At 38.9% G+C, this 25,933-nt stretch carries 20 protein-coding genes and 3 pseudogenes; 14 read left to right on the forward strand and 9 right to left on the reverse strand.

Features of this window, described 5'->3' with window-relative positions; all coding sequences use genetic code 11:
* Nucleotides 1-66 precede the first annotated feature (66 nt).
* Entirely contained in the window at nucleotides 67-399 is a 333-nt protein-coding gene (locus tag P4S65_RS19660) for a PBPRA1643 family SWIM/SEC-C metal-binding motif protein (protein WP_149605455.1), read from the forward strand.
* Between the two features lie 109 nt (nucleotides 400-508).
* On the opposite strand, the pseudogene P4S65_RS19665 reads toward P4S65_RS19660, so the two are convergent.
* A pseudogene (locus P4S65_RS19665) lies at nucleotides 509-3,575 on the reverse strand (efflux RND transporter permease subunit).
* Between the two features lie 2 nt (nucleotides 3,576-3,577).
* On the reverse strand, nucleotides 3,578-4,660 hold the full coding sequence (locus P4S65_RS19670; RefSeq protein ID WP_007376342.1) for an efflux RND transporter periplasmic adaptor subunit: 1,083 nt from the start codon (nucleotides 4,658-4,660) through the stop codon (nucleotides 3,578-3,580).
* A gap of 122 nt (nucleotides 4,661-4,782) precedes the next feature.
* Here P4S65_RS19670 and P4S65_RS19675 point away from each other — a divergent pair, with 122 nt between their 5' ends.
* A complete protein-coding gene (locus tag P4S65_RS19675) occupies nucleotides 4,783-5,679 on the forward strand; it encodes a LysR family transcriptional regulator (protein ID WP_337120990.1) in 897 nt (298 codons plus the stop codon).
* Nucleotides 5,669-5,980 (forward strand): MGMT family protein, encoded by a 312-nt coding sequence (locus tag P4S65_RS19680; RefSeq protein ID WP_337120992.1) that lies wholly within the window; start codon nucleotides 5,669-5,671, stop codon nucleotides 5,978-5,980. Before P4S65_RS19675 ends, P4S65_RS19680 begins: the two co-directional genes overlap by 11 nt.
* A 319-nt stretch (nucleotides 5,981-6,299) precedes the next feature.
* Here the strand turns inward: P4S65_RS19680 and P4S65_RS19685 are convergent, their stop codons facing one another.
* The 5 genes from P4S65_RS19685 to P4S65_RS19705 form a co-directional block, all read right to left on the reverse strand.
* The gene (locus tag P4S65_RS19685) at nucleotides 6,300-6,893 is read right to left on the reverse strand and encodes a hypothetical protein (protein WP_197184951.1); all 594 of its coding nucleotides are present in this window, start codon (nucleotides 6,891-6,893) and stop codon (nucleotides 6,300-6,302) included.
* Nucleotides 6,883-7,317: a hypothetical protein gene (locus tag P4S65_RS19690; RefSeq protein WP_337120996.1), complete on the reverse strand. Its 435-nt coding sequence runs from the start codon at nucleotides 7,315-7,317 to the stop codon at nucleotides 6,883-6,885. The genes P4S65_RS19685 and P4S65_RS19690 overlap by 11 nt, the downstream gene beginning before the upstream one ends.
* Before the next feature lie 381 nt (nucleotides 7,318-7,698).
* Nucleotides 7,699-9,642 (reverse strand): ATP-binding protein, encoded by a 1,944-nt coding sequence (locus P4S65_RS19695; RefSeq protein ID WP_337120998.1) that lies wholly within the window; start codon nucleotides 9,640-9,642, stop codon nucleotides 7,699-7,701.
* Nucleotides 9,639-10,829: an SIR2 family NAD-dependent protein deacylase gene (locus P4S65_RS19700; RefSeq protein WP_337121000.1), complete on the reverse strand. Its 1,191-nt coding sequence runs from the start codon at nucleotides 10,827-10,829 to the stop codon at nucleotides 9,639-9,641. Before P4S65_RS19700 ends, P4S65_RS19695 begins: the two co-directional genes overlap by 4 nt.
* Before the next feature lie 58 nt (nucleotides 10,830-10,887).
* The gene (locus P4S65_RS19705) at nucleotides 10,888-11,724 is read right to left on the reverse strand and encodes a hypothetical protein (protein WP_337121002.1); all 837 of its coding nucleotides are present in this window, start codon (nucleotides 11,722-11,724) and stop codon (nucleotides 10,888-10,890) included.
* 280 nt (nucleotides 11,725-12,004) lie between these two features.
* Here P4S65_RS19705 and P4S65_RS19710 point away from each other — a divergent pair, with 280 nt between their 5' ends.
* Nucleotides 12,005-13,102 carry an ISAs1-like element ISPsesp1 family transposase gene (locus tag P4S65_RS19710; protein ID WP_337119635.1) on the forward strand — a complete coding sequence of 366 codons (1,098 nt, stop codon included), beginning with the start codon at nucleotides 12,005-12,007 and terminating at the stop codon, nucleotides 13,100-13,102.
* A gap of 48 nt (nucleotides 13,103-13,150) precedes the next feature.
* On the opposite strand, the gene trhA is transcribed toward P4S65_RS19710, so the two are convergent.
* A complete protein-coding gene (trhA, locus tag P4S65_RS19715) occupies nucleotides 13,151-13,819 on the reverse strand; it encodes a PAQR family membrane homeostasis protein TrhA (protein WP_442961890.1) in 669 nt (222 codons plus the stop codon).
* A 219-nt stretch (nucleotides 13,820-14,038) separates the two neighbouring features.
* Between trhA and P4S65_RS19720 the strand changes: the two are divergent.
* The 3 genes and pseudogenes from P4S65_RS19720 to P4S65_RS19730 all read left to right on the forward strand — a co-directional run bounded on the left by P4S65_RS19720 (nucleotide 14,039) and on the right by P4S65_RS19730 (nucleotide 18,637).
* Nucleotides 14,039-16,388: pseudogene (locus tag P4S65_RS19720) on the forward strand (TonB-dependent receptor).
* Between the two features lie 93 nt (nucleotides 16,389-16,481).
* Nucleotides 16,482-16,835 carry a hypothetical protein gene (locus P4S65_RS19725; protein WP_337121004.1) on the forward strand — a complete coding sequence of 118 codons (354 nt, stop codon included), beginning with the start codon at nucleotides 16,482-16,484 and terminating at the stop codon, nucleotides 16,833-16,835.
* 323 nt (nucleotides 16,836-17,158) lie between these two features.
* Nucleotides 17,159-18,637 (forward strand): cellulase family glycosylhydrolase, encoded by a 1,479-nt coding sequence (locus P4S65_RS19730; RefSeq protein ID WP_337121006.1) that lies wholly within the window; start codon nucleotides 17,159-17,161, stop codon nucleotides 18,635-18,637.
* Nucleotides 18,638-18,701: 64 nt separating this feature from the next.
* Here P4S65_RS19730 and P4S65_RS19735 read toward each other — a convergent pair whose 3' ends face one another.
* Nucleotides 18,702-20,393, reverse strand: a complete 1,692-nt coding sequence (locus P4S65_RS19735) for an alkaline phosphatase D family protein (protein WP_096794580.1) — start codon at nucleotides 20,391-20,393, stop codon at nucleotides 18,702-18,704.
* A gap of 302 nt (nucleotides 20,394-20,695) precedes the next feature.
* Between P4S65_RS19735 and P4S65_RS19740 the strand changes: the two genes are divergently transcribed.
* From P4S65_RS19740 to P4S65_RS19770, 7 genes and pseudogenes are all read left to right on the forward strand, one after another.
* Nucleotides 20,696-20,968, forward strand: a complete 273-nt coding sequence (locus tag P4S65_RS19740) for a hypothetical protein (RefSeq protein ID WP_007376333.1) — start codon at nucleotides 20,696-20,698, stop codon at nucleotides 20,966-20,968.
* A gap of 235 nt (nucleotides 20,969-21,203) precedes the next feature.
* Entirely contained in the window at nucleotides 21,204-21,782 is a 579-nt protein-coding gene (locus tag P4S65_RS19745; RefSeq protein WP_008137099.1) for an LON peptidase substrate-binding domain-containing protein, read from the forward strand.
* Between the two features lie 68 nt (nucleotides 21,783-21,850).
* The gene (locus P4S65_RS19750) at nucleotides 21,851-22,474 is read left to right on the forward strand and encodes a sigma-70 family RNA polymerase sigma factor (RefSeq protein ID WP_002962457.1); all 624 of its coding nucleotides are present in this window, start codon (nucleotides 21,851-21,853) and stop codon (nucleotides 22,472-22,474) included.
* Nucleotides 22,467-23,147 carry a ChrR family anti-sigma-E factor gene (locus P4S65_RS19755; RefSeq protein ID WP_008137096.1) on the forward strand — a complete coding sequence of 227 codons (681 nt, stop codon included), beginning with the start codon at nucleotides 22,467-22,469 and terminating at the stop codon, nucleotides 23,145-23,147. The genes P4S65_RS19750 and P4S65_RS19755 overlap by 8 nt, the downstream gene beginning before the upstream one ends.
* Nucleotides 23,148-23,155: 8 nt before the next feature.
* Nucleotides 23,156-24,109 carry a YbgA family protein gene (locus tag P4S65_RS19760; protein WP_337121008.1) on the forward strand — a complete coding sequence of 318 codons (954 nt, stop codon included), beginning with the start codon at nucleotides 23,156-23,158 and terminating at the stop codon, nucleotides 24,107-24,109.
* Nucleotides 24,109-25,502 (forward strand): annotated as a pseudogene (gene phrB, locus P4S65_RS19765) (deoxyribodipyrimidine photo-lyase). Before P4S65_RS19760 ends, phrB begins: the two are co-directional and overlap by 1 nt.
* 1 nt (nucleotide 25,503) lies before the next feature.
* On the forward strand, nucleotides 25,504-25,932 hold the full coding sequence (locus P4S65_RS19770) for a nuclear transport factor 2 family protein (RefSeq protein WP_096794583.1): 429 nt from the start codon (nucleotides 25,504-25,506) through the stop codon (nucleotides 25,930-25,932).
* Nucleotide 25,933: the final 1 nt, after the last annotated feature.

Below are 25,933 nucleotides of genomic sequence, written 5' to 3' on the forward strand. Positions count from 1 at the left end.
AGTTATATGTTGGGTAAGCTGTTAAGATGCGCCGTCTTAATAATGTAGAAAGGTTATAGAAGTAGCATGTCAAAGTTTTTCTTTATGGGTAAGCCCGATATAATGGGTAAAAATAACAGTAGCGGATTTTCGCCAAAACGTACCGCAAAGGTAGGGACAGAGTTACATCCGCTAACATTAATTGTAAACTCGGCTGAACGACAATCTGAAGTACAAGCAATATTAGCAGAGCATTCGCTGTTTGCTTCGATTGAAGTTAAAGCAGACGTACCAGAAGATATTCGCGAACTAGACTTTGCGCTTAGCAAGTCAACACCACAAGTATTTGATAAAGTACCAGAGCGTAACGCACCTTGTGTATGTGGTAGCGGCAAAAAATACAAAAAGTGTTGCGGCTAATTTATTAACCACTCAATATGTGGCCTTTCTTTTTTCATCGGTATTAAATAAAAATGCCACTGACCTTGAGCCAGTGGCATTTTTTTATGTTAACCGATTAGATGTTTAACTACTTACGCGGTTCGTAATCTATTCCAAAGATAACCGTGTAAAGTACTGGCACTACAATGAGGGTTAGTATGGTGGCAAAGCCTAAACCGAACATTATGGTTACCGCCATTGACTGGAAGAACACGTCAAATAGCAGCGGGATCATACCTAAAATAGTGGTTATAGCGGCCATAGCAACTGGGCGCACACGACTCACACCAGAGTCAAATACGGCTTCATAGGGCGATTTACCTTCCCTTAATTCGAGATTTATTTGATCGACCAACACAATCCCATTTTTGATCAACATACCGCTTAAGCTTAACAAACCAAGCAAACCCATAAAGCTAAATGGTGTATTCATAATCAATAACCCTGCACTTACGCCAATAATAGCAAGAGGCACGGTTGCCCAAATTACCAAAGGTTGCTTAACTGAGTTGAATAATAATACAGTTACTGCAAACATAGCTAAGTAACCCAATGGTAAAGAGCCAAATATTGCTTTTTGAGCCTTGCTTGATGACTCAAACTCGCCGCCCCATTCCAGTTGGTAACCACGTGGCAGTTCCATATTCTCTATTGGGCCGCGAATACGCGCAAATAGTTTAGCTGGGGTTTCATCGCCGAGTACATTATGATCGGCCATCACAGTAATAGTACGTTTACGGTCGCGGCGCATTATTAGGCTGTCTTCCCATTGTACAATAAACTCGTCTACTACTTGGGTTACTGGTACAAATACACCAAGTACTGGGCTGTATATTTGAAGGTCGTGAACGCTTTCTACGTTTAAGCGCTCGTTAGCCGGGGATCGTGCAATAATAGGCAGCAACTGCGTACCATCACGATATACACCTACTTGTTTACCTGACAAACTGGTGAGTAATATATCATCCAAGTCTGATTTGCTAATGCCTAAGCGGCGTGCTTTTTGTTCGTTAAACTGTGGGCGAATCATTTTGGTACGTGCGCGCCAGTCATTACGAATATTGTATGCGCCATCATCGTTACCAATCAGTTCTTCGGCTTTAGCGGCCAGTTGCCTTAAAATAACAGGATCAGGGCCCGAAAAACGGGCTTCTATTTTGGCATCGGTAGAAGGGCCTATTTCCATTGGTTTAATTTTAAGTTGTGCAGAAAGCGCATACTGATTTGAATAATCACGGACTTTTTGCATTATAGTGGCAACAGCTTCCCTGTCGGCAACACGAACAATCAATTGCCCATAAGCTGGGTATGACTTTTCTGGCGCGTAGGTAAGCATAAAGCGCGGTGCGCCTTGCCCTGTGGTACTTGTTATTTCTTCAACGAGTTCTTCTTTTTGTAAAAACGCCTCAAGCTGTTTAACTCCCTCAAGGGTTGAGCGAACATCAGAACCTTGTGCTTGCCAGTAATCTACATAAAACATAGGTGTATTAGAGGCAGGAAAGAATGACTGTTTTACAGAGCCAAAACCAACAACCGCAGTACACAGTAAAACAACCATTAATATAAGCGTGGTTTTTCTAAAGTGTAGAGAAAAATCTAATACAGCCTTATAGCCATTAAAAATAAAGCCTTTGTATGGGTCTTCATCTTCTTGGTCATTTTCGCCTTTGAATTGAGTTTCTTTAAACATCAAATTGGCAAAAAATGGCGTTAATGTAATAGCTGTTATCCAACTTAATAAAAGCGAAATAAACAGCACCCAAAATAAGCTACCGGCAAATTCACCACTGGCATCAGAGCTTAAACCTATTGGTGCAAACGCGGTTACCGCGATGACTGTTGCACCTAGTAAAGGCCACTTTGTTTGTTCAACAATATTAACTGCTGCTTTGAGTTTTGTTTGGCCACGTTTAAGGTTTATTAGTATGCCTTCGGTTACTACTATTGCGTTATCAACCAGCATCCCTAGTGCAATAATAAGTGCCCCAAGCGATATGCGCTGTAAATCGATAGCAAACAACTTCATAAATATAAACGTACCTAGTACGGTCAGTAGTAAAATACCACCAATTAAAATGCCGCTTTTTAGCCCCATAAACAAAAGCAAAACCACAATTACAATCGCAATAGCTTCAACCAAGCTGATAATAAATCCATCAACTGACTTTTCAACTTCTTTAGGTTGATTGTACACCGAACTAATATCAATGCCATGTGGTCGTTGATACTCAAGCGATGCCAAGTGTTCATCTATATGCTTGCCTATATCAACCACGTTAACACCAGAGGTAAATGACACACCTATTAATAATGCTTGTTCATTATTGTAGCGAATAATATTACTTGGTACTTCGGCATATTCTCTGTGTACCTTGGCTACATCACCTAAGTAAATTAGCTCACTTGCGCCTGTTTTTGAAATCAGTAGCGTTTCAAGCTCTTTTACATTTTTAAACTCACCCGTTGGATGAAAACGGATTGATTCATCGCCTACGCGAATTTTATCCGCGTTTGATACCGTGTTTTGCGATTGTAAAAGTTGAAATATATGACTAGGAGCTATGCCTAATTGCGCTAATTTACGAGTCGATATCTCTACCATAACCTGTGCTTGCTGCTCTCCAGCAACGGTAACTTTACTAACCCCCTTAACAAGTACCAGCTCGCGCTTTAAATAGTCTACGTAATCTTTAAGTTCATCATACGAATAGCCATCGCCTGTAACCGAATACATCACACCGTATACGTCGGCAAAATCATCTAAAATTATACTTGGGTAGACACCAGTAGGTAATGAGGGGGAGAGATCATTAATTTTACGACGCATTTCATCCCATATTTGTCGCAGTTGTTCTTTACGGTAGGTGCTTTTCATTTCTACTGTAATTTGCGATTTTCCATTTGAGGAAATTGACGTTACATAATCGACATAAGGTAATTGCTGAATCGCATTTTCGATAGGGAAGGTTACTTCTTCTTCAACTTGTTGCGGTGAAGCACCTGGGTACATGGTTATAACCATGGCCTTTTTGAGTGTAAATTCAGGGTCTTCTAATTGCCCTAAATCAAAATACGATACGCTACCACCAATTAATAGCAGCAACGTAAACATCCAGCTGATTACTTTTTTCTATAGAGAGTTGTGCAAAGCTCATTGTTATAAGCCTCGCTCTTTATTCCACGCGCGTACCTTCATTCCTTCTTTTATTGAGTGTACACCCGCGGCTACAACTATTTGACCTTCTTTAATGCCGCTTAGTACTTCAATGCCGTCGCGATGAAGTTGACCAATTTCTACCGCTTGCTTATGAACCTGACCTGTTTGCTCGTCGTAAAGCCAAACATATGCATTATTTTTAATGGTTTCTTGAGGATCAGAAAAAACGGATTCGATAGGTAAAATTGTGTAAGCAACTTGTGAGTTAGTTACTTTACTCAAATCAATTAGTACACTGCCTGTCATGCCAGCAAGTAAATTAAAGTCATCGGGTACAGGCAGAGAAAAAACAACTTTATAAGTAAGTGTTGCAGGGTCTGCTTGCGTATCCCATTCTTTTATCGTTAAGGTGTATTCTTTGTCGTCGTAACCGTCAAATTTAACAGTAGGTTGGTAGCTAGTGCCTTTATTAAAGCGTGCAACTATTTTTTCAGGAACTTGTATTTCAACGTCCATTAAATCGCGGGTTTCTAAACGTAATATATTTTGCTTCGCTTGAATATTTTCAAAGTTTTTAACAAATACTTTAGCGACGATGCCACTAAAGGGAGCACGTAATTCACTGTACTCAAGGTTTGTTTCAGCTATTTTGAATGCTGATTCAGCAACTTGCATATCAGCAGTTGCTTTATCGAGCTCTGATTGGCTAGTAATTCGTTTTTCAAATAATTGTTCTATTCGGTTAAGTTGAGATTTTGCAAGTTCATACCTAGCTTTTCTATCATCATATTGCAATTCAAAATCTTCAGGATCGAGCTTTGCCAATAGTTGGCCTTTCTCTACATGTTCGCCTGCTAAGACAGGAAATTTTACAAGCTCGCCATTTACTCTAAAAGCAAGGTATGACCCTTGGTTTGCAACAACTTCAGCAGGAAAGCTGCGAATGTTAATTTGAGAATCATGACCTATGTTGAATAATTTAACAGGGCGAATGGGCTCTTCTTTAACTTGTTGTTCTGGCTCAGAACAGGCTATTAAGCTAAGTAAGGTCGTTGTTAATAAACATAGACGAAAGAGTTTCATGTCTTCTCCGTTGCAATAATGGCAAAATAATTAAGTGCAGCATACGCTGCAAACATATAAAATAAAAATCATTAAATTTTAGAAACTCAATAAGTTTTACTTATAATGTTGCAGGGCGGTATATGAAGCTGAATCAATTAATAATTTTAGATGCCATAGTGCAAAGCGCAAGCTTAAGCGGAGCCGCATTAAAGTTACATAAAACGCAGCCCGCGCTTACACTTGCTATTAAAAAACTAGAAGAAAAAATAGGATTTGAGTTACTAGATAGAAGTAAGTACCGATTACAGCTTACTGAAAAAGGGCGTATTTTTCACCGCGAGGCGCAGCAACTCCTGCATGCGAACGGCGAGTTAGCACAGCTTGCTAAAGAATTAGCACTCGGGAATGAGCCCCAATTTAGAATTTGTTACGAACAACTTTGCCATATGCAAAGTTACAACGAGATCATAAGTAATATTTTTAGGTTGTTTACCAGCACGGAATTTAGCTTAACAAGCGGGAAGCGCTTTATTTCGTTAGAGCAAGTAAATAATGGGCAAGCCGAATTAGGTATTGGCCCGTGGTTTGATTTATTCCATGCGACAGGCGATTTAGAAAGCGTACCTATAGGCAGGCTCGATATTGGCATTGTCAGCGCTAAAGGCGTACTTCCTCAAAAGCTAACCTATAGCGAACTACAAACGTATCCGTGTTTAGCCATGTTTGAAAGTGATTTGAGTATCGACAGTGACAGGCTATCGTACTCAAAAGGCTCGGCCATGATGAAAATTGATGATGTATCGACCTTAAAATCGTTTTTACTCTCAGGCGCGGGTTGGGCAATGATGAGCCTAGAGCACTGCGACCCTGAAATAAAAGCAGGCTTACTTCAAGAAATACACATAACTGACCGTGAGCATAAGTTTAGTGCACAAATTAGAGCCTTTAGACAACATGCAGTGCACCATGGCCCTGTAGCGCGCACTATTTGGGAGCAATTTAAAGTACTTAGTGAGGCGTATTTAAATGAACGCTGATATTGATAAAGAAACACTTATTTATACTGTTATCGCAGGCATACCAATAGGTAAAGTGGCAAGCTACGGGCAAGTTGCAGCTCTTGCGGGCTACCCGCAAAACTCACGGTTGGTCGGGCGCTTATTAAAAATGATGCCAAACGACTCAGTTATACCTTGGCACAGGGTAGTGAATAGCCAAGGTAAAATATCATTCCCTGCAGGTAGCGAAAAATACCAAGAACAACGCGAAAAGCTATTATCAGAAGGCGTATTTTTTAATAACGACAAAGTGAATATGCGCGAGTGCCGATGGGAGTGATATGACTATATGGGCAGGTAAGTGCCATAGCTGACCTTCAAGGCGTGAATCGATACTCTTGTTGGGTGGCGCCTTCAGCTTAACCAACCTACCTTTTGACGTTACTGTATGACATAGTTCGGATAAGTGGTGAAGCCACGCCATCCGATAAAAATGATGAATTTAATACAAACAACTCGACTTACCACGTTGTTGAAACTAAAGATTACTTTTTAAAGCAAAATATCAGTTTTGACTAAGATTTTATAACTTGGGAGTTAAGTGTGAGAGCCAAGAGAAGGACGGATTGTGCAACATATAGCTGACGTTTAGCAACTTGTTAAAAGCCAACTGACTCATTCAAATCGGAAAGCTGTTGCTGCACTAAACTAAAAGAAACCTCTTGAACAAAAACAGTTCCACCCATCGTGTATCTGGAAACAAGATTGTCTTTTGGTACGTTGCTAGAATTTGCAATCGAATACCGAAACAAACGTCTGTCATTTGAGGCAATAGTTACTTCGAATTCTAAAAGCGTGTGGACAGGAAAAGCATCTGGTTTTATTTGTACTGTATGAGTACCTGGCGCAAGATAAAACCCAAGAAAACCTTTCGTTCCTAAACAGCCTTTTTCTATCTTACTTACAACAACATTTAAACAAACAGTTCCACCGTCATCAGCCAAAGGCCGGTAAAAGTAAACCAAAGCTTGATCTTGATTTGTGTGCATAAGACCCGAAAACTTAGGGCCTGTGGCTGCGGGGTTCATACAACCACTCAATGCCAGTAAAAAAACAATTCCTACGATAAATCTCATTAATACATCCTTTACTCTAATTGAAAGCCCCTCACTTTTAAAATGCGAAGCAGCGACCGTATTTTCTCCCAGCCCGCGCAGCGGGCGACTTAATTTGTTAGCTTTGCTAATCTGCAAGTCTCTCTTTTACCTTTAACGTGCCTGAATTAAGTGCTACGAAGTTAGTTTGACCCACTTTAACCATTCCCTGTAACCAAGTACCAATAAGTGTTCTAGGAACTTTGTTATCTGCAAAGTGGGGTAATAGCGCAAGTTGATAGCGAGTTTCCACCCAATCTTTACCTTCTGAGAAGCTTCTCCTAGTGGTAAAAGAGAAAATACCATTTATCAAGCGTAAAGACTCGCATGGAAAAGGAAGCTTGGTTACATTTGAGATGTCTTCCATTTCTACAAAACAACCTGAAGAATTGATGTTTATATTAATTGCACCGATCGCGTTTGTGGAACCAGAATAAAAGCCCTCCCAGTTTCCTGAAAGTTCTTGTTGCGCACTAACCGCAGTACTAAAAAGTAATGTAAAAAATATCAGAGAAAGTTTCATCGTCAAGCTAACATCTTTATCAGAGGACACTTTGCCTATTTTAGCGTAAAGCGTCCTTATTTTATGAGCTTCTATTAATAGCAAAAAGCATAAGTTATTGCTAGCTATATATATTATGTTTGGGGTGGGTTATTTAGTCATGTAGTAAAGGGGAGGTATCCTCTTAGTTTTACTTAGCTGACGGCAAATCTCCTGAATTGCCGGTTATCGCTTGATACCGACTATTAGCTGAGTGCCAAAAGCTGACCTTTAAGGCGTGAATCGATACTCTGTTGGATGGCGTCTTCGGCTTAACCAATCTACCTTTTGACGTATGTCGGATAAGTGGCGAAGCCACGCCATCCGACACGGTAAAATACCTTATCAATTATTATCAATATTTTATGTTGTCGAGTGGCTGGAGAGTGCCATTAGCGGACGATGGTAACGCTGTAATTTGCAGCGAGCAAAGCGAGTCCGACAAAATTGCCTCGTTAAAGCTTTGCTCGCCAACATTACTGAATTACTCCCCGCAGTTCCACACCATCGATTTACAATTGTCATTAAGTCAGCTTCTTGGATCGCGTCATTCGACCATCCACTTGCAAATTTAATATCGTTAGAATTGGGTAATTGTTCAGGTGATAGCTCTCGAATTCGAATTCTACTTGGAAGTGCTGCGGCCTCACCAACAAATATAGCTTCTCGTCTTGTAAGGGCTGATAACATTTTGGTTAAACCGCTTAAGCTGTCAGGTAAAAACTTTGATACATGTTCTTGATCACTGGAATTCGACAACCTAAGAACAATCCAAGAGTTACACTGAGAAAGAACTGTACTTTCAACATCCGAAGGCCTTTGAGAAATAAGACCTAGTCCTAACCCGTATTTCCGACCTTCTTTTGCAATACGTCGAATAGCATCTTGAGCTTCTTTATATTGTGCTTCGCCATGATTCGGTACATAACGATGTGCTTCTTCACAGACAAATAGTACAGGGTCTTTCTCTCTTTCATCCCTTGTTTGCCAGAGCTTGTATTGAAATAGAAGGCGAGATATTAATGCAGTCAACGGTCCGGCTACTTCGTTTGGGAGACCTGATATATCGATAATACGGATATCTTTCCCATCCGCTTCACCTACAAATTGTGACAATATTTCCTGTAGCTTAGGCGAAGACTCCTCAGTATATTCTTTCAATAAAAAACTAAGTTGAGGGTTTGAACGAAGGACTTTGAGTTTTTTAAGTATATTATCAACTTTATCTCGGCCTGCAGATGCCGCTAAATGATCTTGTTTCCCCGCCTTACGGCCCTGAACCTTGTCAATGTGCTTTACAAACTGTGTCAACTTAAACGGAACTGGCTTATCTCTATCAAAATTCAAAACCTGCTCTTCAGTTTTATCGACGCTGAGTGCTGCTTCAGCCCCTCCATTTGGCTCTGCTCCGATATCCTGAACATATCCGGCTTCAAGTAATCTAGCGTAAGTGATTGCCTCGTAAATAATATTGTTTTGAGATGTAGCCTCGTGTTCAGTCTTACCAATAATCAATGATCTCAATTCATCACTAGACATCAGCCAATAAGGCAATTTTAAAAGCTCTGCTTCATCATCGGCTACAGAAGCATCATTATATGCTCGGTATACTTTTGCCCTATCACCAAAAGCACTAGCATATTCACCATGTGGATCAATCATTACAATTCTGGGCTTCAATGTTGTACCTTCTGGCTCATGATCTAAAACAGAATGTAAAATTGAAGCAACTGTTCCTGATTTACCGGAACCTGTAGACCCTAATATTGCAAAGTGATGACCAAAGAGTTTATCAATATTTGCTCTGCATATTGCATTGTTACCACCGATGTAATTACCTATGGGTACCATAGGAGTGATGGCTTCATCTTGAGCATTCGATTCCGCAGCTTTATATACAGCCTCTAGTTCATCATTGAGGCAGATATAAGCACTTTGAAGGGGCAAGGGATAAGTCTCGACACCACGGGAAAAATGAAGTTGAGAATTTTTGTTAGACCATATTCCTTGACCAAACAAGTCAGCTTCTAAAATACGAGCATCATCCGCAGCATTAATTATTTGACTAGTGTCATCAGAAATCAACTCTGATCTCATTTTAAGCGACCTAACAAAAGCAAATAGTAGCTTTCTGCCAAAATGAACTTTAATGATACTACCCATTTGGCCCACGGAATAAACTTGCCCATCAACAGCACGAATCAATTCGTTCACATTATCATCAATTTCTATACGTAAATTATTGCCGGATACCTCAATAATTTTCCCGATTTTTAGCTCTGTCCTTGCTTGGAAAACATTACTCATGATACGTCCCCTGTTTTTATGAACTGAGTTAGTCCATCAAAACGCCACCATGTATATTTACTATCATCAGATTCAGCCAAAGGAGTTGTTGAATTATGATAAATTCCCAATTCACCAGCGACATACACTCTAGAACCAATCTTAGGACAGCAAAGCCAAGCATCTAAGGTTTTATTAATAACGACTCCATCTTTCGGTGCTTCTTGAATAAAAGCAATAACTGTCGTTTGGTTAGATTCACTTCTTAACGCACTTTCTATTTCAGCGTTAATATGGTCATCCCCAAAGCTGTAGCCACAAGTAATTAATGTATTTTGCTGACCATTCATGAGAGTTTTTCGTAAACCTAGAAATAAACTGGCAAATGGATCTTTCTGCGTTTCTACATATTTTGTTGCTTGAGGGTAAATCATAATATTTGCAGGGTCTGATAAGTATTTAGTTCCATACCGTGCACGCACTAGCCCTAAATTATTATCTCGGTGCCAATCTATCGAACCATGTAGTTTATATAGATGATAGGTATTTGAATCTATAGCGGTATTTGAAAACTCTTTTTCGGCATTCCAAAAACCTACAGCACCTCCTGAAAATCCATCGCATACAACTTTTTTGTGTAGAGCTAAGGCATCCTCTAGTAATGTGTCGTAATTAGTAGTAAAAAATGTTGTTTTTGAGCGTCGCTCTAGATTTGATTGACTAATCAATAATGCTTCAATAAATTCAAAATGAGGTGTTATTTCAATAATTGGATTTTCTGCTTTGCCAACCTCCTCTTCTACCCCGTAGTTAGCATTGGCACCCACATATCCATATCTAATAATCCCACCAATAGCCTTAATGATTTCTAGATATAGCTGTTTTAACTCATCAGATGTACAACTATTAGCGCCAAGGTATGCGGTTTTTTGTTTTGAGCGCTCCGCGATAGCGAGAAGATCACCTAAATGGCTCAAGTAATGTTCAACATGGCAGTCTTCGGTTAGGTCCTCTTTTAAAGAAGCCAAAATATCTTTTTCTTTAGCACCTGAATATTCTTGGATGATTTCCTCAACGCGATTAGTCAATGGATACATCAAAGGTATTTTTGAACCGAAGCTTATTCCAGCCCCAAAAAGCCAATTTTGTCTGCTTTGCGAGCTTAAAAGCTGCTTTAAGTTTTCCAATCTATTGTCAAATTCTTCCATAAGTTTCTCTCAATATTTTCGCTATAGAATACTCAATTAGGTGCAGGTGTGAATCGCATTAACGCTCAAATCCAATTCTAGTCAGAATACTACCTTGTAGATTATACAAACCACTTGGTTTACCTATCCCGTTGTTCTCTATACTTGTTTCACTCTCAATTACACTATTAAGAAACCGAAATATTTTTTCTGAGGGTTTTTCTTCACCTTCACATTGCGCTAACTCAGTTAGAGCATCGTCTTTAAATTTCTTTGCGCCAATTACTGCTAGTTCATTTTGATTAACTCTGGTTATCTCAACTTTAGCTCCTAACTCTTGGTCTGGAACAATTTCATATTGATATAAATGATACTCTCGGGTTTGAGGACATTGCACACCTAAGATAAACTCTGCCTGATAAGCAGTAAACAACCGACTCATAGAGCAATGCTCCCTAGCTTTGTTTAATACTGCTTCAATAGAATGGCAGATTACTTGAGATACATACTCGGCGGTCAAAATTGTGTCTAAGTGACTATCTAAAAACATAGAGTCATCATAATCAGTTTGTCTTAGGTGCTTATTAGTTTCACAAGACATCACTATTTGATAACTATCATTGTAATAAGTAGGAAATAGCTCTGTTAAATGGTTCTTCATTGAATTAATCAGATGCTGAGCAACTAAAGAGCTTCCAGCAAACGCAACACTACAAGCACCTTGATAGCTATTGCCTAAGTAACCATTAAACCACTCACCACAAAAATTTAATCCTTTAACACGAATTGGAATCTCAATTACTTTTTTAAAGCCTTTAACTAAGACATGGTTGTTCTGTGTGATATGGGAGTCTGATGCAAAATAAATCCCTTCTTCAAATCCTCCTGAACTATGACCAGCAAGTATAAGTGTCATTTAAACTCCTTTGGCTGCTAACATCTTTATCAGCGGACACTTTCCCTATTTTGCGCGAAAACGTCCTTATTTCATGAGTTTCTATTAATAGCAAATAGTGTAAGTTATTGCCACCTATAAATATTAAGTCTAGTAAAGGTTATTTTACTATATAAAAAAGTGATAGTTTTCTCTGAGGATTACTGAGCTAACTATAGCTCCCCCTCAGGGCGGGATCACACTTTGTAAATAAACAAATTTTATGATCTAATACCATAAATTTCATAACCTTACACTTATTATGTCACTCTTCTCACATTTAGAACTCGTCAAAGATAATCGTTCACATATAAATCAACACCATAACTTAGTTGATGTGCTTTTTCTTATTATTACTGCCGTTACATCAGGGTGTGAAAACTGGCAAGATATTGAAGTCTATGGCGAAAGTAAGCTTAATTGGTTAAGAGGATTTCGTTCTTTCAAAAATGGCATACCCACTCGACATAGTATTGCTCGGATTTTTAGAACCGTTGATACTGACTCATTACTACTCGCGATGTATAGCTGGGTCAATCAAAACCGCGTTAAATCAGCGCATCCTGTCATTGCCTTCGATGGCAAAACTATTCGCGGAGCAAGTAAACACATTGCTGATAAATTACACCTCGTTTCAGCATTTGATTGTGAGGCAGGTCTCACATTATTCCATCAAACAGTTGGCAGTAAGACGAATGAAATACCGGCAGTTCGGGATTTATTGAAAATACTCGATATCAATAACACCGTCATTACACTTGATGCTTTGCACTGCCAAAAAGAAACGCTAAAACAGCTAATTAGCAGACATGCAGATTATCTAGTGCAAGCAAAGGGTAATCAAAAGAAACTTTATAGCGCGATTCAAGATGCATTTACACACCAGTATGAATCTGAAAACTCAGAGATACTTAGTCATGTAACACAAGATGCAGGGCATGGGCGAAAAGAAGTACGCACGATAGATTGTCTTGATGCGCGTTTATTACCGAGTGAAATTAAAGAGAGCTGGCCATCAGTTAGGACAATCGTTGCGGTGCAGCGAGAGCGAACGAAGGGTAATAGAACGAGTATTGACACACATTACTACCTAACATCGCTGACAGACAATATATTGATAAGTAAAGCAATAAGACAACATTGGCTGATAGAAAATCAGCAACACTGGATACTGGATGTCGTATTTAAAGAAGATGCCTGTCAAATACATGAGCCATTAAGTGCGCAACATATGGCACTATTTAGACGCGTCGTTAGGAACATGATAAAGCAGCATACGAAAAGCAAGGGGTCAATAAGAAGTAAGTGTGTAAGAGCTTGTTATGATGATGCTTTTAGAGAAGAACTTCTTTTTGGTTAACATTTTTAACAAAGTATGCTCGCGCCCTGAGCTCCCCTTAATGACTGGTTATCGCTCAAACCTGACCATTCTAATTGGCTTAACCAGCTCAATAAACATAATTACTAATTGAAATATAATGGCAAACACACCCAGCAATAACAAACAAGTGCCAAATTGCGTGGCTAAATTGTGTGCTTTTAGCGCTGTAAAAAAAGTGCCTAAACTATAAAAAATACCGCCGGCAAGTAGCCAGTAAAGTGCTTTTACATCAACACTTGAATAAAGCGGATAAACAATAGCCAGTGCAAACCAACCCATGAGTAAGTAGGTGGCGAGTGATATTTTTTTATTACCGTTTTTTACAAATACTTTGTATGCAACGCCTGCTAGTGCCACAGTCCAAATAAATGCAAGTGTTGCCCATGACCAAGCACCGGTTAATGAGATTAATAAAAAGGGAGTGTAGGTGCCGGCAATTAATAAGTATATGGCGCAGTGATCGCACTTTTTATAAAAGGCTCTTAAGCGCGGTTGAATACTGGCGTGGTACAAAGTGGATGACAAAAACAGCACAAATAGGCTACTGCCATAAATTGCAGTACTAATATACGCTTTAGTGCTGGTGGCTTGGCTAAATAAATCCCACATAACAAATGCGGCAAATACAATACCAAGTGCATGACTAATTACGTTTAGTTGTTCTTCTTTTTTAGAATAGGGCGCTTCTAACGACATGACAGATCCTACCACTATTTGAATGAATTTTAGTGTACAAGTGTACGCTGAGTTTTTCAATCTTATAATTTTTATATGAATACAATAATTTATTATTTTTCATAAAGTTGAAACATCAATTTAACCAATGCGTAATTAATAAGACGTAAAAAAGTCGTAATAGTTCGTTAGATTACCGGTAATTCCTAAAAACAATTAACCGGACGAACAGTGAAAAACATGAAAAATAAATTAACAACACGGCCTTTTCTTAAACTTACTAAATTGTCTGTGGCGATGATTTGCGTTACATCAACAAATAGTTTTGCAGATCAAACCATAAATAAAGAACTTGATGAAATAGTGGTTGTTGCTCAAAAGCGTGCGCAATCAATACAAGATGTGCCTGTAACAATAAGTGCCTACGATGGCGACTTTTTAGAAAGCTTAGGTATTGGCGAACTCGACACTTTATCTGAAATAACACCGGGGCTTGTTATTCAAGAGCAAAGCCCTAACAACCCAGGCTTTGTAATTCGTGGTATTACGTCTGATAGTGGGTCGTCTCAATCATCCCCTCGTGTGTCTATTTATTATAACGGAGCAGATGTATCACGCTCTCGTGGCTCATACTTTGAGCTTTTTGATGTAGAAGGGATTGAAGTTGTTAAAGGACCACAAGCGACACTGTTTGGAACAGCAGCTTCTGTAGGTGCTATTAGTGTAGCAACACGTAAACCAGAAAAAGATTTTTCGGCTCAATTAAAAGCATCCGTTGGTAATTACTCGGCCAAAGGTGTTAGTGGTTTTGTAACGGGTGGTAATGATTTAATGCAAGGCCGTGTTGCTTTTACTTATCGTGAACGTGATGGGTTTATAAAAAATATTGCAGGAGATAGTAACTCCCAAAACCCGGCTGGGTTTAAGCAAGATGATATGCATGCTATTGAGCGTTTTTCTTATCGTCCGTCTTTACGTATTACACCTAGTGACGATGTAACGATTGATTTGGTGTATACGTATGAAAAAAATGATGACTCGGGTACATCTTTTAAAAATGGGCTTTATGCACCAACCGGTGGTGATACAAGCCCATATAGCTTTGTTGAAATGCCAGGTAGTCCGTATGCAGAGTCTGTGTTTGGAAAAAAGACTTAGGTGTGGAGCGCACAGTTAACGATTTAAATTTGACTGTAAATTGGGATGTAAGTAACGATTTAACAATCACCTCAATTACCGCAGGGCGTAACTTTGATTCTTTAGAAGTGTTTGATGCTGATGGTACGCAGGCATGGTTTTTAGAATTTGCAGAAGCTGCTGAGGGCGATCAATTTAGCCAAGAATTACGCGCTGTTTATACGCAGAATAAGTTTACTAGTATTTTTGGTGTGAGTTACTTTGAAGAAGATGGTAGCCAGCGTATTCCATTTAGTACAGAGGAGTCTATATTCTTAAATTGCTTAGGTGTATTGGGCTCAGGTGTTCCTTGTATTAATAATGATGGTAGCGTTAATATTTTAACGCCAGCATTAACAGGTGGTGCAATAAACGAGTTGCCATATTCATTAGAGTTTACAAACTATGGTGAAAACAAAGCGTACTCAGCGTTTGCTGATGTAACTTATGCTGCAACTGAGGCACTGGAGTTAACAGCGGGTCTTCGTTATATAAAAGAAGAAAAGCGCAGTGGTTATAGCTCTGCTGCACCCAATAGTGTTTTAACACAAGCGCCATTGTTTACGGTTGATACAAATGGTGAAACATTCTATGGCGATGCTGATTATGATGATTGGCTGCCACGTTTTAATGCGCTTTATATAATAAACCCTACTACAAATATGTATGCGACTATTTCAAAAGGGCGTCGTTCGGAAGTACTTGAAGTAAGTTCGGCTAACGACGAACAAGGGAATGCTGAAGCCTCTATATCAGAAGTTCCAGCGGAAATTATTTGGAACTACGAAACCGGTATTAAAGGCAAAGCGCTTGACGGGCGTTTAGATTACTCTGTCGCTGTATTTTATCAAGATTACTCTAACTTTCAGGTTACGTTACAGGATGATGAAGGCGTTGCGTTTTCTGCTGATGCGGGCTCTGCCACTAATGTTGGCGCAGAGGCTGAAGTAAGGGCGTTAATTAATAATGAGTTTGAGGTATTTGCCAATGCGGCTTACCTTGATGCTGAAATAGATGATGATAGTAATAACGGTAACCTCGCAGGTAATAAATTTAGATTACAACCAGAGTGGACGTTTAGTACGGGGCTGTTTTATTCAACAGAATTGTCAAACTCACTTAATTTAACGAGCTCTTTAATATATAGCTACCGCTCTGAAGTGTATTTTGAGCCAGCAAATGCGCCAATATCAGGCTTAGATATTAGCCAACCAGGGCTTGGATTAGTCAGTGCGCGCTTAGGAATTGCAAGTGGTGATGATTGGGCCGTTAGTATTTTTGCCAGTAACTTATTAGATAAAGAGTATTTAGTTGATGCAGGTAATACTGGAGGGGATTTGGCAATCCAACATTTGTTGCAGGGGCACCTCGTTTTGTTGGTATTGAGTTAACTCTCGGGTTTGGCGGACAATAATACATTTAACTACTTGATATTTTAATTGAGCCACTGCAAAGTGGCTTTTTTATGTGACCACTTTAAAAAGTGTAATTTCTATATTGGATAAATATGAAACCAGATCTTAAAGCTGCTTTACTTACCGCCATTGTTTATCCTGGAGCGGGGCATTTTTCTTTAAAAAGACACCTTATAGGCGCTATTTTTGCGGGGGTATTTTCTGTTCTTTTAATTTTAACCTTTCAAGATATATTTGCGATTGCACAGTGTACTGCAAATGAAATTGTACACGGAAAAATCCCTATGTCGGTTACGGCCATTTTAAAAGCCGCGCAACAACCTTCTGACGCCTGCGCCCAATTCGCTGAATATAAGTATGTGCCTTTAATGATTGTTATTTGGGTATTGAGTATTGCAGATGCCTATCGTTTAGGACGTAAGGTGTTGCCCAATATAATTGACTGAAATGTATGCAAGGAGGTGTTTCTTAATCGATGGCTACCTATTTACTCTACTTAAACATTTTATTTTTACCTAATGTAAAAAAAGTGTAAAAAACAATATATCCCCGACAAAATCTTCGAACTTCGTTAAACATGCCTTTTATTCTCCTTTTCCTAATTCACGGCAGTGCTTCGTGAATTTTTTGTTCAGTTAATGTTAATAATAAGTTGGTACTTTTAACTTACGTAAAATATAAATGACACTTATTTTGTATTGTTTTTTTGCGGTTTTACTTTATTACATCAGCGAAATGACGACTGATAACTTCAATTTAAGGAAATATTATGAATAACAGTTTAATTAATCACAACAAAAGGAACTTTAAAGTGACGAGCTTATCGTTAGCTTTATTATTAGGTTGTTCAACAATGGCTAATGCCGCTATTGAGAAATTAACGGTTAGCGGTAATCAAATTCTTGCTGGTGGTGAAAATACGAGCTTTGCAGGTACCAGCTTATTCTGGAGTAACACGGGGTGGGGGGCTGAAAAATTTTATACCGCAGAAACAGTAGCACGTGCTAAGTCTGAATTTAATGCAACATTGATTCGCGCGGCAATAGGCCATGGGTCAAGTGCTGGTGGTAGCTTAAATTATGACTGGGATGGGAATATGAGCCGTCTTGATACTGTTGTAAATGCTGCTATTGCTGAGGATATGTACGTTATTATTGACTTTCATAGCCATGAAGCACATACAGATCAGGCTACTGCCGTTCGATTTTTTGAAGACGTAGCTACAAAGTATGGGCAATACGATAATGTTATTTATGAGATTTATAACGAGCCGTTACAAATTTCATGGGCTAACGATATTAAGCCTTACGCCGAAACTGTAATTGATAAAATTAGAGCAATCGATCCTGATAATTTAATTGTGGTTGGTACACCAACATGGTCTCAAGACGTTGATGTGGCATCACAAGATCCGATAGATCGCGCCAATATTGCTTACACTCTGCACTTTTATGCTGGCACGCACGGACAATCATATCGAAATAAAGCGCAAACAGCACTCGACAACGGTATTGCATTGTTTGCTACAGAGTGGGGGACAGTTAATGCTGATGGCAATGGTGGTGTTAATGCTAATGAAACAGATGCATGGATGGCATTTTTTAAAACAAACAATATTAGTCACGCTAACTGGTCTATTAATGATAAAAACGAAGGGGCTTCGTTATTCACCCCTGGCGGCAGTTGGAATTCATTAACCGCTTCAGGCACTAAAGTTAAAGAAATACTCACTGGATGGGGTGGCAGTACCGTTGCTTTAGACTCTGATGGCGATGGTATAAGTGACAGCCTTGATCAGTGTGATAATACTCCTGCCGATACAGTGGTTGATAGTATTGGTTGTGCGGTAACTGATGCCGATGCTGATGGTATTAGCGATAGTGTTGATCAATGTCCAAATACACCTGCAGGGGAAACTGTTAATGATGTAGGTTGTGCTGTTGAAGTAGTTGAACCACAAAGTGATGCGGATAATGATGGAGTGAATGATGATATTGATCAGTGCCCAGATACACCCGCTGGTACAAATGTTGATGCAAATGGATGTAGCGTTGTGAGTTCAACCGATTGTAATGGTATTAATACATACCCTAATTGGGTGAAAAAGGATTATTCGGCCGGTCCATTTACACACAATAACACCGACGACAAAATACAATATCAAGGCAATGCATACAGTGCAAATTGGTATACAAACAGCCTTCCAGGAAGTGATGCTTCGTGGACGCTTCTTTATAGTTGTAATTAAGCGCGTTTAATAAAATAAACGAGAAGGTAAATAATGTGTTTACCTTCTCTTTTTATACAAAATGTTAGCCCTTATAGACACTTTGGTGTTGAGCAGCAATGTTGTAGCTTGGAGAGTTTATGTTATCTATATAGCGCCAATCGGTTGTGATTTGCTCTTTAGTAATAGTCAGTAACATATACCCACGGTGTGATAAGTCACAATAGTTTAAGTCGTTTATTAACAATGAAAGCGAGTCAGCCATCTGCTTTGCTTGTGCTGTATTAAGCGCTAAATAATGCTCCATACCCGGGGATGTTACACCAGGTGTTGCAAATTCTACTCCCACACTTTCGCCTTTTGCATTTTTTAATGTGCCATGCCACGCATTGTGCGTATCACCTGCAACCACTACTAACTTTTTATTTAATGCGGTAACGCTTTTGTATAATGCTTCGCGCTCGCTTGGGTAACCATCCCACGCATCTAAATTATAAGGCATTAAAGTATTTACGCGTGCGAGTTGCGCGGGTGTTACCGCTTTATTAGCTAACACGGCTTTTTTAATGGCAACAAGCTCTTTTAATACCAGCGGGATTTTAGTGCGATCGGATTGCGAGAATATTTCAGTAGGCAGCCACATTTTGCTCATGAGTACTTGCTGCCCTAATACTTGCCACTTTGCATTTGACTCAGTTATTGCACTCGTGAGCCAGTTTAGTTGTGTGTTACCTAGTAACTGCCTTTTTGGATTATTTAAATCACTGACAAAGCGCGCAATATCCATTTGCTTGGTCTCGGGGTTTTTATAGTCGCTGTAAGCGAGTTGTTTATCGCGTGCTATTACGCGCGTATCTAGCATGTGTAAGCTTATTAAATTACCAAAATCAAACGTGCGATATATTTGCGGGCTTTGTTCGCCCATAGGCGGTCTAATTGGCAGCCATTCGTAATAGGCTTGAATAGCCGCTGCGCGACGCTTAAAAAAGTCACCTTCATTAATGTTGTGATTTTCCGCGCCATTTTTGTATGTATCATTAGCAACTTCGTGGTCATCCCATATTGCAATAAAAGGCGCTGCTGCGTGAAGTGCTTGTAGGCCTTTGTCTGTTCTATAAATTGCATAGCGTTTGCGGTAGTCGCTTAAAGTAATAATTTCACCGCTGTTATCGGCAGCTAATTGGCGGCCAATTTTTTCAGCATTATCAGTGGCGTATCCACCCATTGGGTACTCGTAAATATAGTCTCCTAAATGCAGTACTACATCTAAATCCTTTTGCTTGGCGGCATCAGTGTAGGCATTAAAGTACCCAGCAGGGTAGTTTGAGCACGACACAACAGCCATTTTTATTTGTTCAACATTACTTATTGGCAGTGTTTTAGCTCGGCCTATAGGGCTTTGTGTTTGCAAACCCATAAAACGGTAAAAGTATTCGGTATTTGGTGCAAGATCTTGCACGTCTATTTTTATAGTAAAGTCGCGGCTTTTATCTGTTTGTTCGTAACCGCTGCGTAATATATTTTTAAAATCAGGATCACTTGCCAGCTCCCATGAAACAGTCGCAATGGAAGATGGTTGAGAGGTTGTGGCTCGCGTCCAAATTATTAAAGCATTACTTAGTGGATCACCACTGGCAACACCATGCTTAAACTCAATTGCTGATAATGGTCTGTCAGCTAGTGTTTGAGCGCAGCCTGTTATAGCGCTGGAAATAGCAACGGTAAATACACTGGCTACTGATGTTTTTAAAAAACCACGACGAGATAAGATAGACATACTGCACTTTTCAATTATTTATAGTAATGGAACTTTAACGTTTAGATATGACGTTTTTATAAACGCTAAATGTATTTACTGTGACTTTTATTAACGTGGGTAAATAGATCTTAATTATTAACCAAATATTGGTCAAAAAATAAAATTAAGTGGTTAGATTAATAGAGTGTGAATTTTTGAAATTAATTAAATTTATAAAAACCTATTTAATTACAATACTTTAATTTTTATTTTCATGTTGGCACAACCCTTGATTATATAACTTCGTCTAATCAAACAATATACAAACAAGGAATACCATTATGAAACATTCAATTAAAATCGCTATGGCAAGTTTATTAGTATTAGGTTCTGCGCAAGTACACGCAACAGAAGTGGACCTAGATGTTACTGATATATTAGCTCAAAGTGTAACAAGCTACGTTAAGCAAACAACATTCGAACTTGAAAAGTCATTAAAAGAAACGCTTTATTTTGATGCTAAAACTGTTTTAGTTGGAATATTAGATGAGGCTGTTTTAACCGAGAATACTGCGTCTAAAAATACTGACGCGAGTGTTAAAAACGTTAAATAAACCATTTAAAGGATTAAAACGATGAGCAGTGAATTTGGGTTATTTGCTTTAATGTTAGCGCCAGTAGCCAGTATGATAAGTGCATATTACTCAGTCCAAGTACTAAAAAGCATGGGGAGCTGGTTTAATATTTAACCAATGGTGGAGTAGGTAATTAATTCGATTCATGCAAAGCTGATCGACTTAGCAAAAGCGCACGTAAGTAAAGGCAGAGTGTTTGAAATAAGTAGACTTTATGAAACGTGCGATTTTTCCATTACCCATTTTTATGTTACCTGAAGGTTATACGCGATTACGCATATTTGAGCCTCGCTATTTAAATATGGTTAAAAACGCATTAAAAAATAATACAGGGTTTGTGCTTTGTACATTCGAGCATGACACGCCTTTTAATATAAGTGCGCAAGGTTGTCTTGTTGATATTATCGATTTTGATCAAGACGATAACGATGTATTATTAATTGATGTATATGCATCTAAAAACGTGCAAATTAATGATGCTTACCAAGACGAAGACGAACTGCGACATGGGCTGGTATCGCCTTGTAAGACGCCTTATTGGTACAAGGACATTAACAACTCAATTGGCAAACATTACCTATTACATGATGCGCTTTTAAACGTCTTTGAAAGTAATCCGGAACTTAGTTTACTGTACAAAAAAACTCATTTTGACAAGTTGCCTTGGATTGCAGCACGTTGGCTTGAGCTCCTGCCTATTTCTATCGAGAAAAAACAGCAACTTGCGTTTGAAACGAACTTTGATAACTTACTGAATTTCCTCCATACTGTGATTAATAACGAATTTGCCTAAATTTTATGATCCTAAATTAATTATTGCCCGTATTACTTAATACAAAAGCAATAACGGGATAAATTATTATGGTAAGTCAACAACAGTCACCACGTTGTGAACCTAATACAGGTAAGTACACTGCCATGCCAGAAACGCCGAGTAAAGAGCTCATGCAAGCGCTTATAGACGTTGCGCAATCACGCGACAAAAAAGCGTTTTCCTATTTATTTGAATATTTTGCGCCAAAAATTAAACGCTTTGGAATTAAGCAGTTTGGTGTTGAAGCTCAAGCAATGGAGCTTGTTCAAGAGACGTTAACGTCTGTTTGGCGTAAAGCACATTTGTATCACAGTGATAAAGGTGCAGCGACTACGTGGGTTTATACCGTTATGCGTAATGCTTCATTCGATATGCTTCGCAAAATGAAAAGTAACAAAGAAGAAAACATAAGCGAAGATATTTGGCCGTTATTAAACGAATCACAAGATACACATCACGAATACAGTGATCATTTAGAAGATAAGCAAATTAAGCGCTATTTAGACAAGCTACCAATCGCTCAACGTGAAGTGGTAAGAGGCGTTTATTTTCAAGATATGTCGCAAGAGCAACTTGCACATCAACTTAACATTCCAGTAGGCACGGTAAAATCACGGTTACGTTTGGCCTTGCAAAAATTACGTAATGAAATGGGAGATCAGCATGATTAAACATCACCCGAGTGAAACTTTACTGACACAGTATTGCGATGCATCACTTGCTACATCACTGAGTTTAGCCGTTTCTATACATGTAGATATGTGCCCTGTGTGCCAAGCTAAAGTCGCTAAAATTGAAGCAAGTAATGCAGACGCGTTATTTAGTGAAGAGCCAGTCCAATTTGAGATAGTTCAAACTGAGCAATCTGAGTTATTTGAAGACTTTGAATTGAATGTTCTTGATATGATCACATCTGATGATTCTATCGACGAAGTTTATGAGGTAGAGCCTGTTTCTATTAAAGTAAATGAACATAACTACCAGCTTCCACGTGCTTTAACGCGTATTTCTCATAGTAAATTTACACAAGTTGGTAAGTTAGCGCGATCTCGAGTTTCGCTTGATGATGGTGCGCTACGTTCTAGCCTGTTACACATTGATGCGGGTGGTGAAATACCAGAGCACACGCATACTGGATTTGAAGTTACTCTACTCCTAGATGGTGAGTTTAGTGACGAAGATGGTAGTTACGTACCAGGCGACTTTATATGGCAAGATGGTAGTCATCAGCATACACCTTTAACGAAAGACGGGTGTTTGTGCTTTACAGTTGTCAGTAGTGCGCTACATTTTAATAAGGGCTTCAGCAAGTTACTAAATCCAATAGGTAATTTGATTTACTAAGAGAATATATGCACACAGATATAATAAAAATAGGTATAAGCGCCTGTTTAGCAGGCGAAAAAGTTAGATTTGATACGGGTCATAAAAAATCAAATTTTTGTATGGATGAGCTAGGTAAACACGTTGAATACACACGGTTTTGTCCGGAAGTAGCTGTTGGTTTACCGATACCTCGCCCAACTATTCGCCAAGTTAAAGTGGGCGACACTATTAAAGTATGTCGCCCAGATGGCACTGGCGAAGTAGGTCAGCAACTTACCGAATATGGTAAAAAAGTTGCAACAGAACAAGCTAAAGAGTTGAGTGGATTTGTATTTTGCGCGAAAAGTCCAAGTTGCGGTATGGAACGCATTAAAATATACAATGAAGCAGGCACGGGTAATACCTCAGAAGGCGTTGGTTTTTTTGCTGAGCAAATAATGAAGCACAACCCATTATTGCCATGTGAAGAAAACGGGCGTTTAAACGATATGCATTTACGTGAAAACTTTGTAATGAGAATTTACGTATTTAAAAACTGGCAAAAGTTAGTACAAGAGCCGATTACGGTTCACAAGCTTACTCAATTTCACTCTCAGTATAAGTATTTGTTGATGGCTCATAATTACCAAGCTTATCGTGATTTGGGTAACCTGCTTGGAACGTTTGTAGGTGACGATATAAATGCAGTTGCTGATGAATATATTTTAGGTTTGATGACAGGTCTTAAAAAGCCAGCTTCTCGCAGAAATAATTGCAATACGCTAATGCATTTACAAGGCTACTTTAAAACTGATTTATCGAAGGTTGAAAAACAAGAACTTCGTGATGCGATAGATGAATACCGCGAAGGATTGGTGCCATTGTATGTACCACTTACCTTGTTAAAGCATCATTTGAAAGTTCATCCAAATGAGTACCTCGAAAAACAAGTGTTTTTTAACCCATACCCTCACGATTTAAAACTACGATTTGGTATTTAATGGATACATTATTTTGGTTTAGGCGCGATTTGCGCCTTTTTTCTAACGAAGCGTTAATTCAAGCGCTAAACAATGGCGCTAAACACGCCATTTTTTTGTGTCTGAAAAGCAGTGGCAACAACACCAAACAGCGCCTATTCAGATTGACTTACTCAAGCGTCGAGTTACTTATCTTCAATCCCAACTTGCTGATTACGGTATTACTTTACATATTATTGAAGCGCCTAGCTTTTGTGATTGTACGCGCGAGCTCATTAACTTTTGTAAAGCAAACGATGTAAAACACGTAATTGCTAATACAGAATATGAGCTTAATGAAGTAAACCGGGATAAAGCAATTTTGCATGAATGCGATGAGCTTTCTATTACTTTTACTTTGTACGAAGGTGATTTAATTGCACCTGTTGGAACGGTCAAAAATCAAAGTAATGAAATGTATAAAGTGTTTACTCCATTTAAACGTGCATGGTTAAAGCAGTATCAAGATACACACTTTAGTTTGCCACAATGGCCTTTAACTTCTGACCCTATTGAATTTGACGAGAGTGATTTACTAAAAAGTGATGGGTGCTCAGATAAGTGGCCGGTTGACGACGAAACACTCTCTACCGTGGTCGATAACTTTATATGCGACAAACTTACAAGTTACGACGACCAGCGTGATATTCCTAGTGTAAAAGGCACATCGGGTTTAAGCCCGTATTTAGCACTAGGTATTGTAAGCACAAAGCAGCTGCTTATTAATATTCAGCAGCGTTATCCTGATATTTTAACTACATCAAAAAGCAAAACGTTTACGTGGATTAACGAGCTTGTTTGGCGCGAATTTTACAGGCATTTAATTGCTGAATTTCCGAAGCTTTCGCGTGGCGATAACTTTAACGAAAAGTATAACGCTGTAGTGTGGCGTAAAAGCGAAAGCGATTTTAAAGCATGGTGCGAAGGGCGTACAGGTTACCCGTTAGTGGATGCAGCAATGCTACAACTTAAGCAAACCGGTTGGATGCATAATCGTTTACGAATGGTTGTTGCAAGCTTTTTAACTAAGCATTTATTAATAGACTGGCGTGAAGGTGAACGCTTTTTTATGCAGCACTTAATTGATGGCGATTTAGCCTCAAATAATGGTGGTTGGCAGTGGGCTGCAAGTACGGGCTGTGATGCTCAGCCTTATTTTAGAGTTTTTAATCCTATCAGACAAAGCGAGCGCTTTGATCCAACGGGCAAGTTTATCCGTAAGTATTTGCCAGAGCTTGAAAACGTGCCAGATAAACACATTCATTTTCCACACACTTATTTAGCCGCAACAGGCAAAGATAAGGAATGTTACTGGCCAGCAATAGTTGATCATAAAGCGGCACGAGAACGTGCACTTGCTGCATTTAAGGTGTGATATGGATAACCAGTTACCAGTAGATAAATTTGTTGAAATATACCAACAGCTTAATAGCACTAATCTTGATTTATTGAGTGATATTTACTGCGACAACATACAGTTTATAGATCCGATGCATGAAATTAACGGCATTGTAGAATTGCGCAGGTACTTTGCTAATTTATACAGCAATGTTAAGCATTGCCAGTTTGATATTAGTGATTCGTTTAATAGCGGTAACAATGCTTTTATTTATTGGACTATGCATTATGCACATCCAAAGCTCTCATCAGGTAAAACTATTTCGGTAGAAGGTCATAGCAAGCTTATTTTTAAAGATGGCAAAATTATCAAGCACAGAGACTACTTTAATGTGGGCGAGTTGTTATACAAACACATTCCTTTACTTGGTAGCGTTATAAAGCTAATTGATAAAAGGACAGGTTAAT

It is taken from the genome of Pseudoalteromonas sp. B131b (assembly GCF_037162545.1).
Lineage (GTDB): Bacteria > Pseudomonadota > Gammaproteobacteria > Enterobacterales > Alteromonadaceae > Pseudoalteromonas > Pseudoalteromonas fuliginea.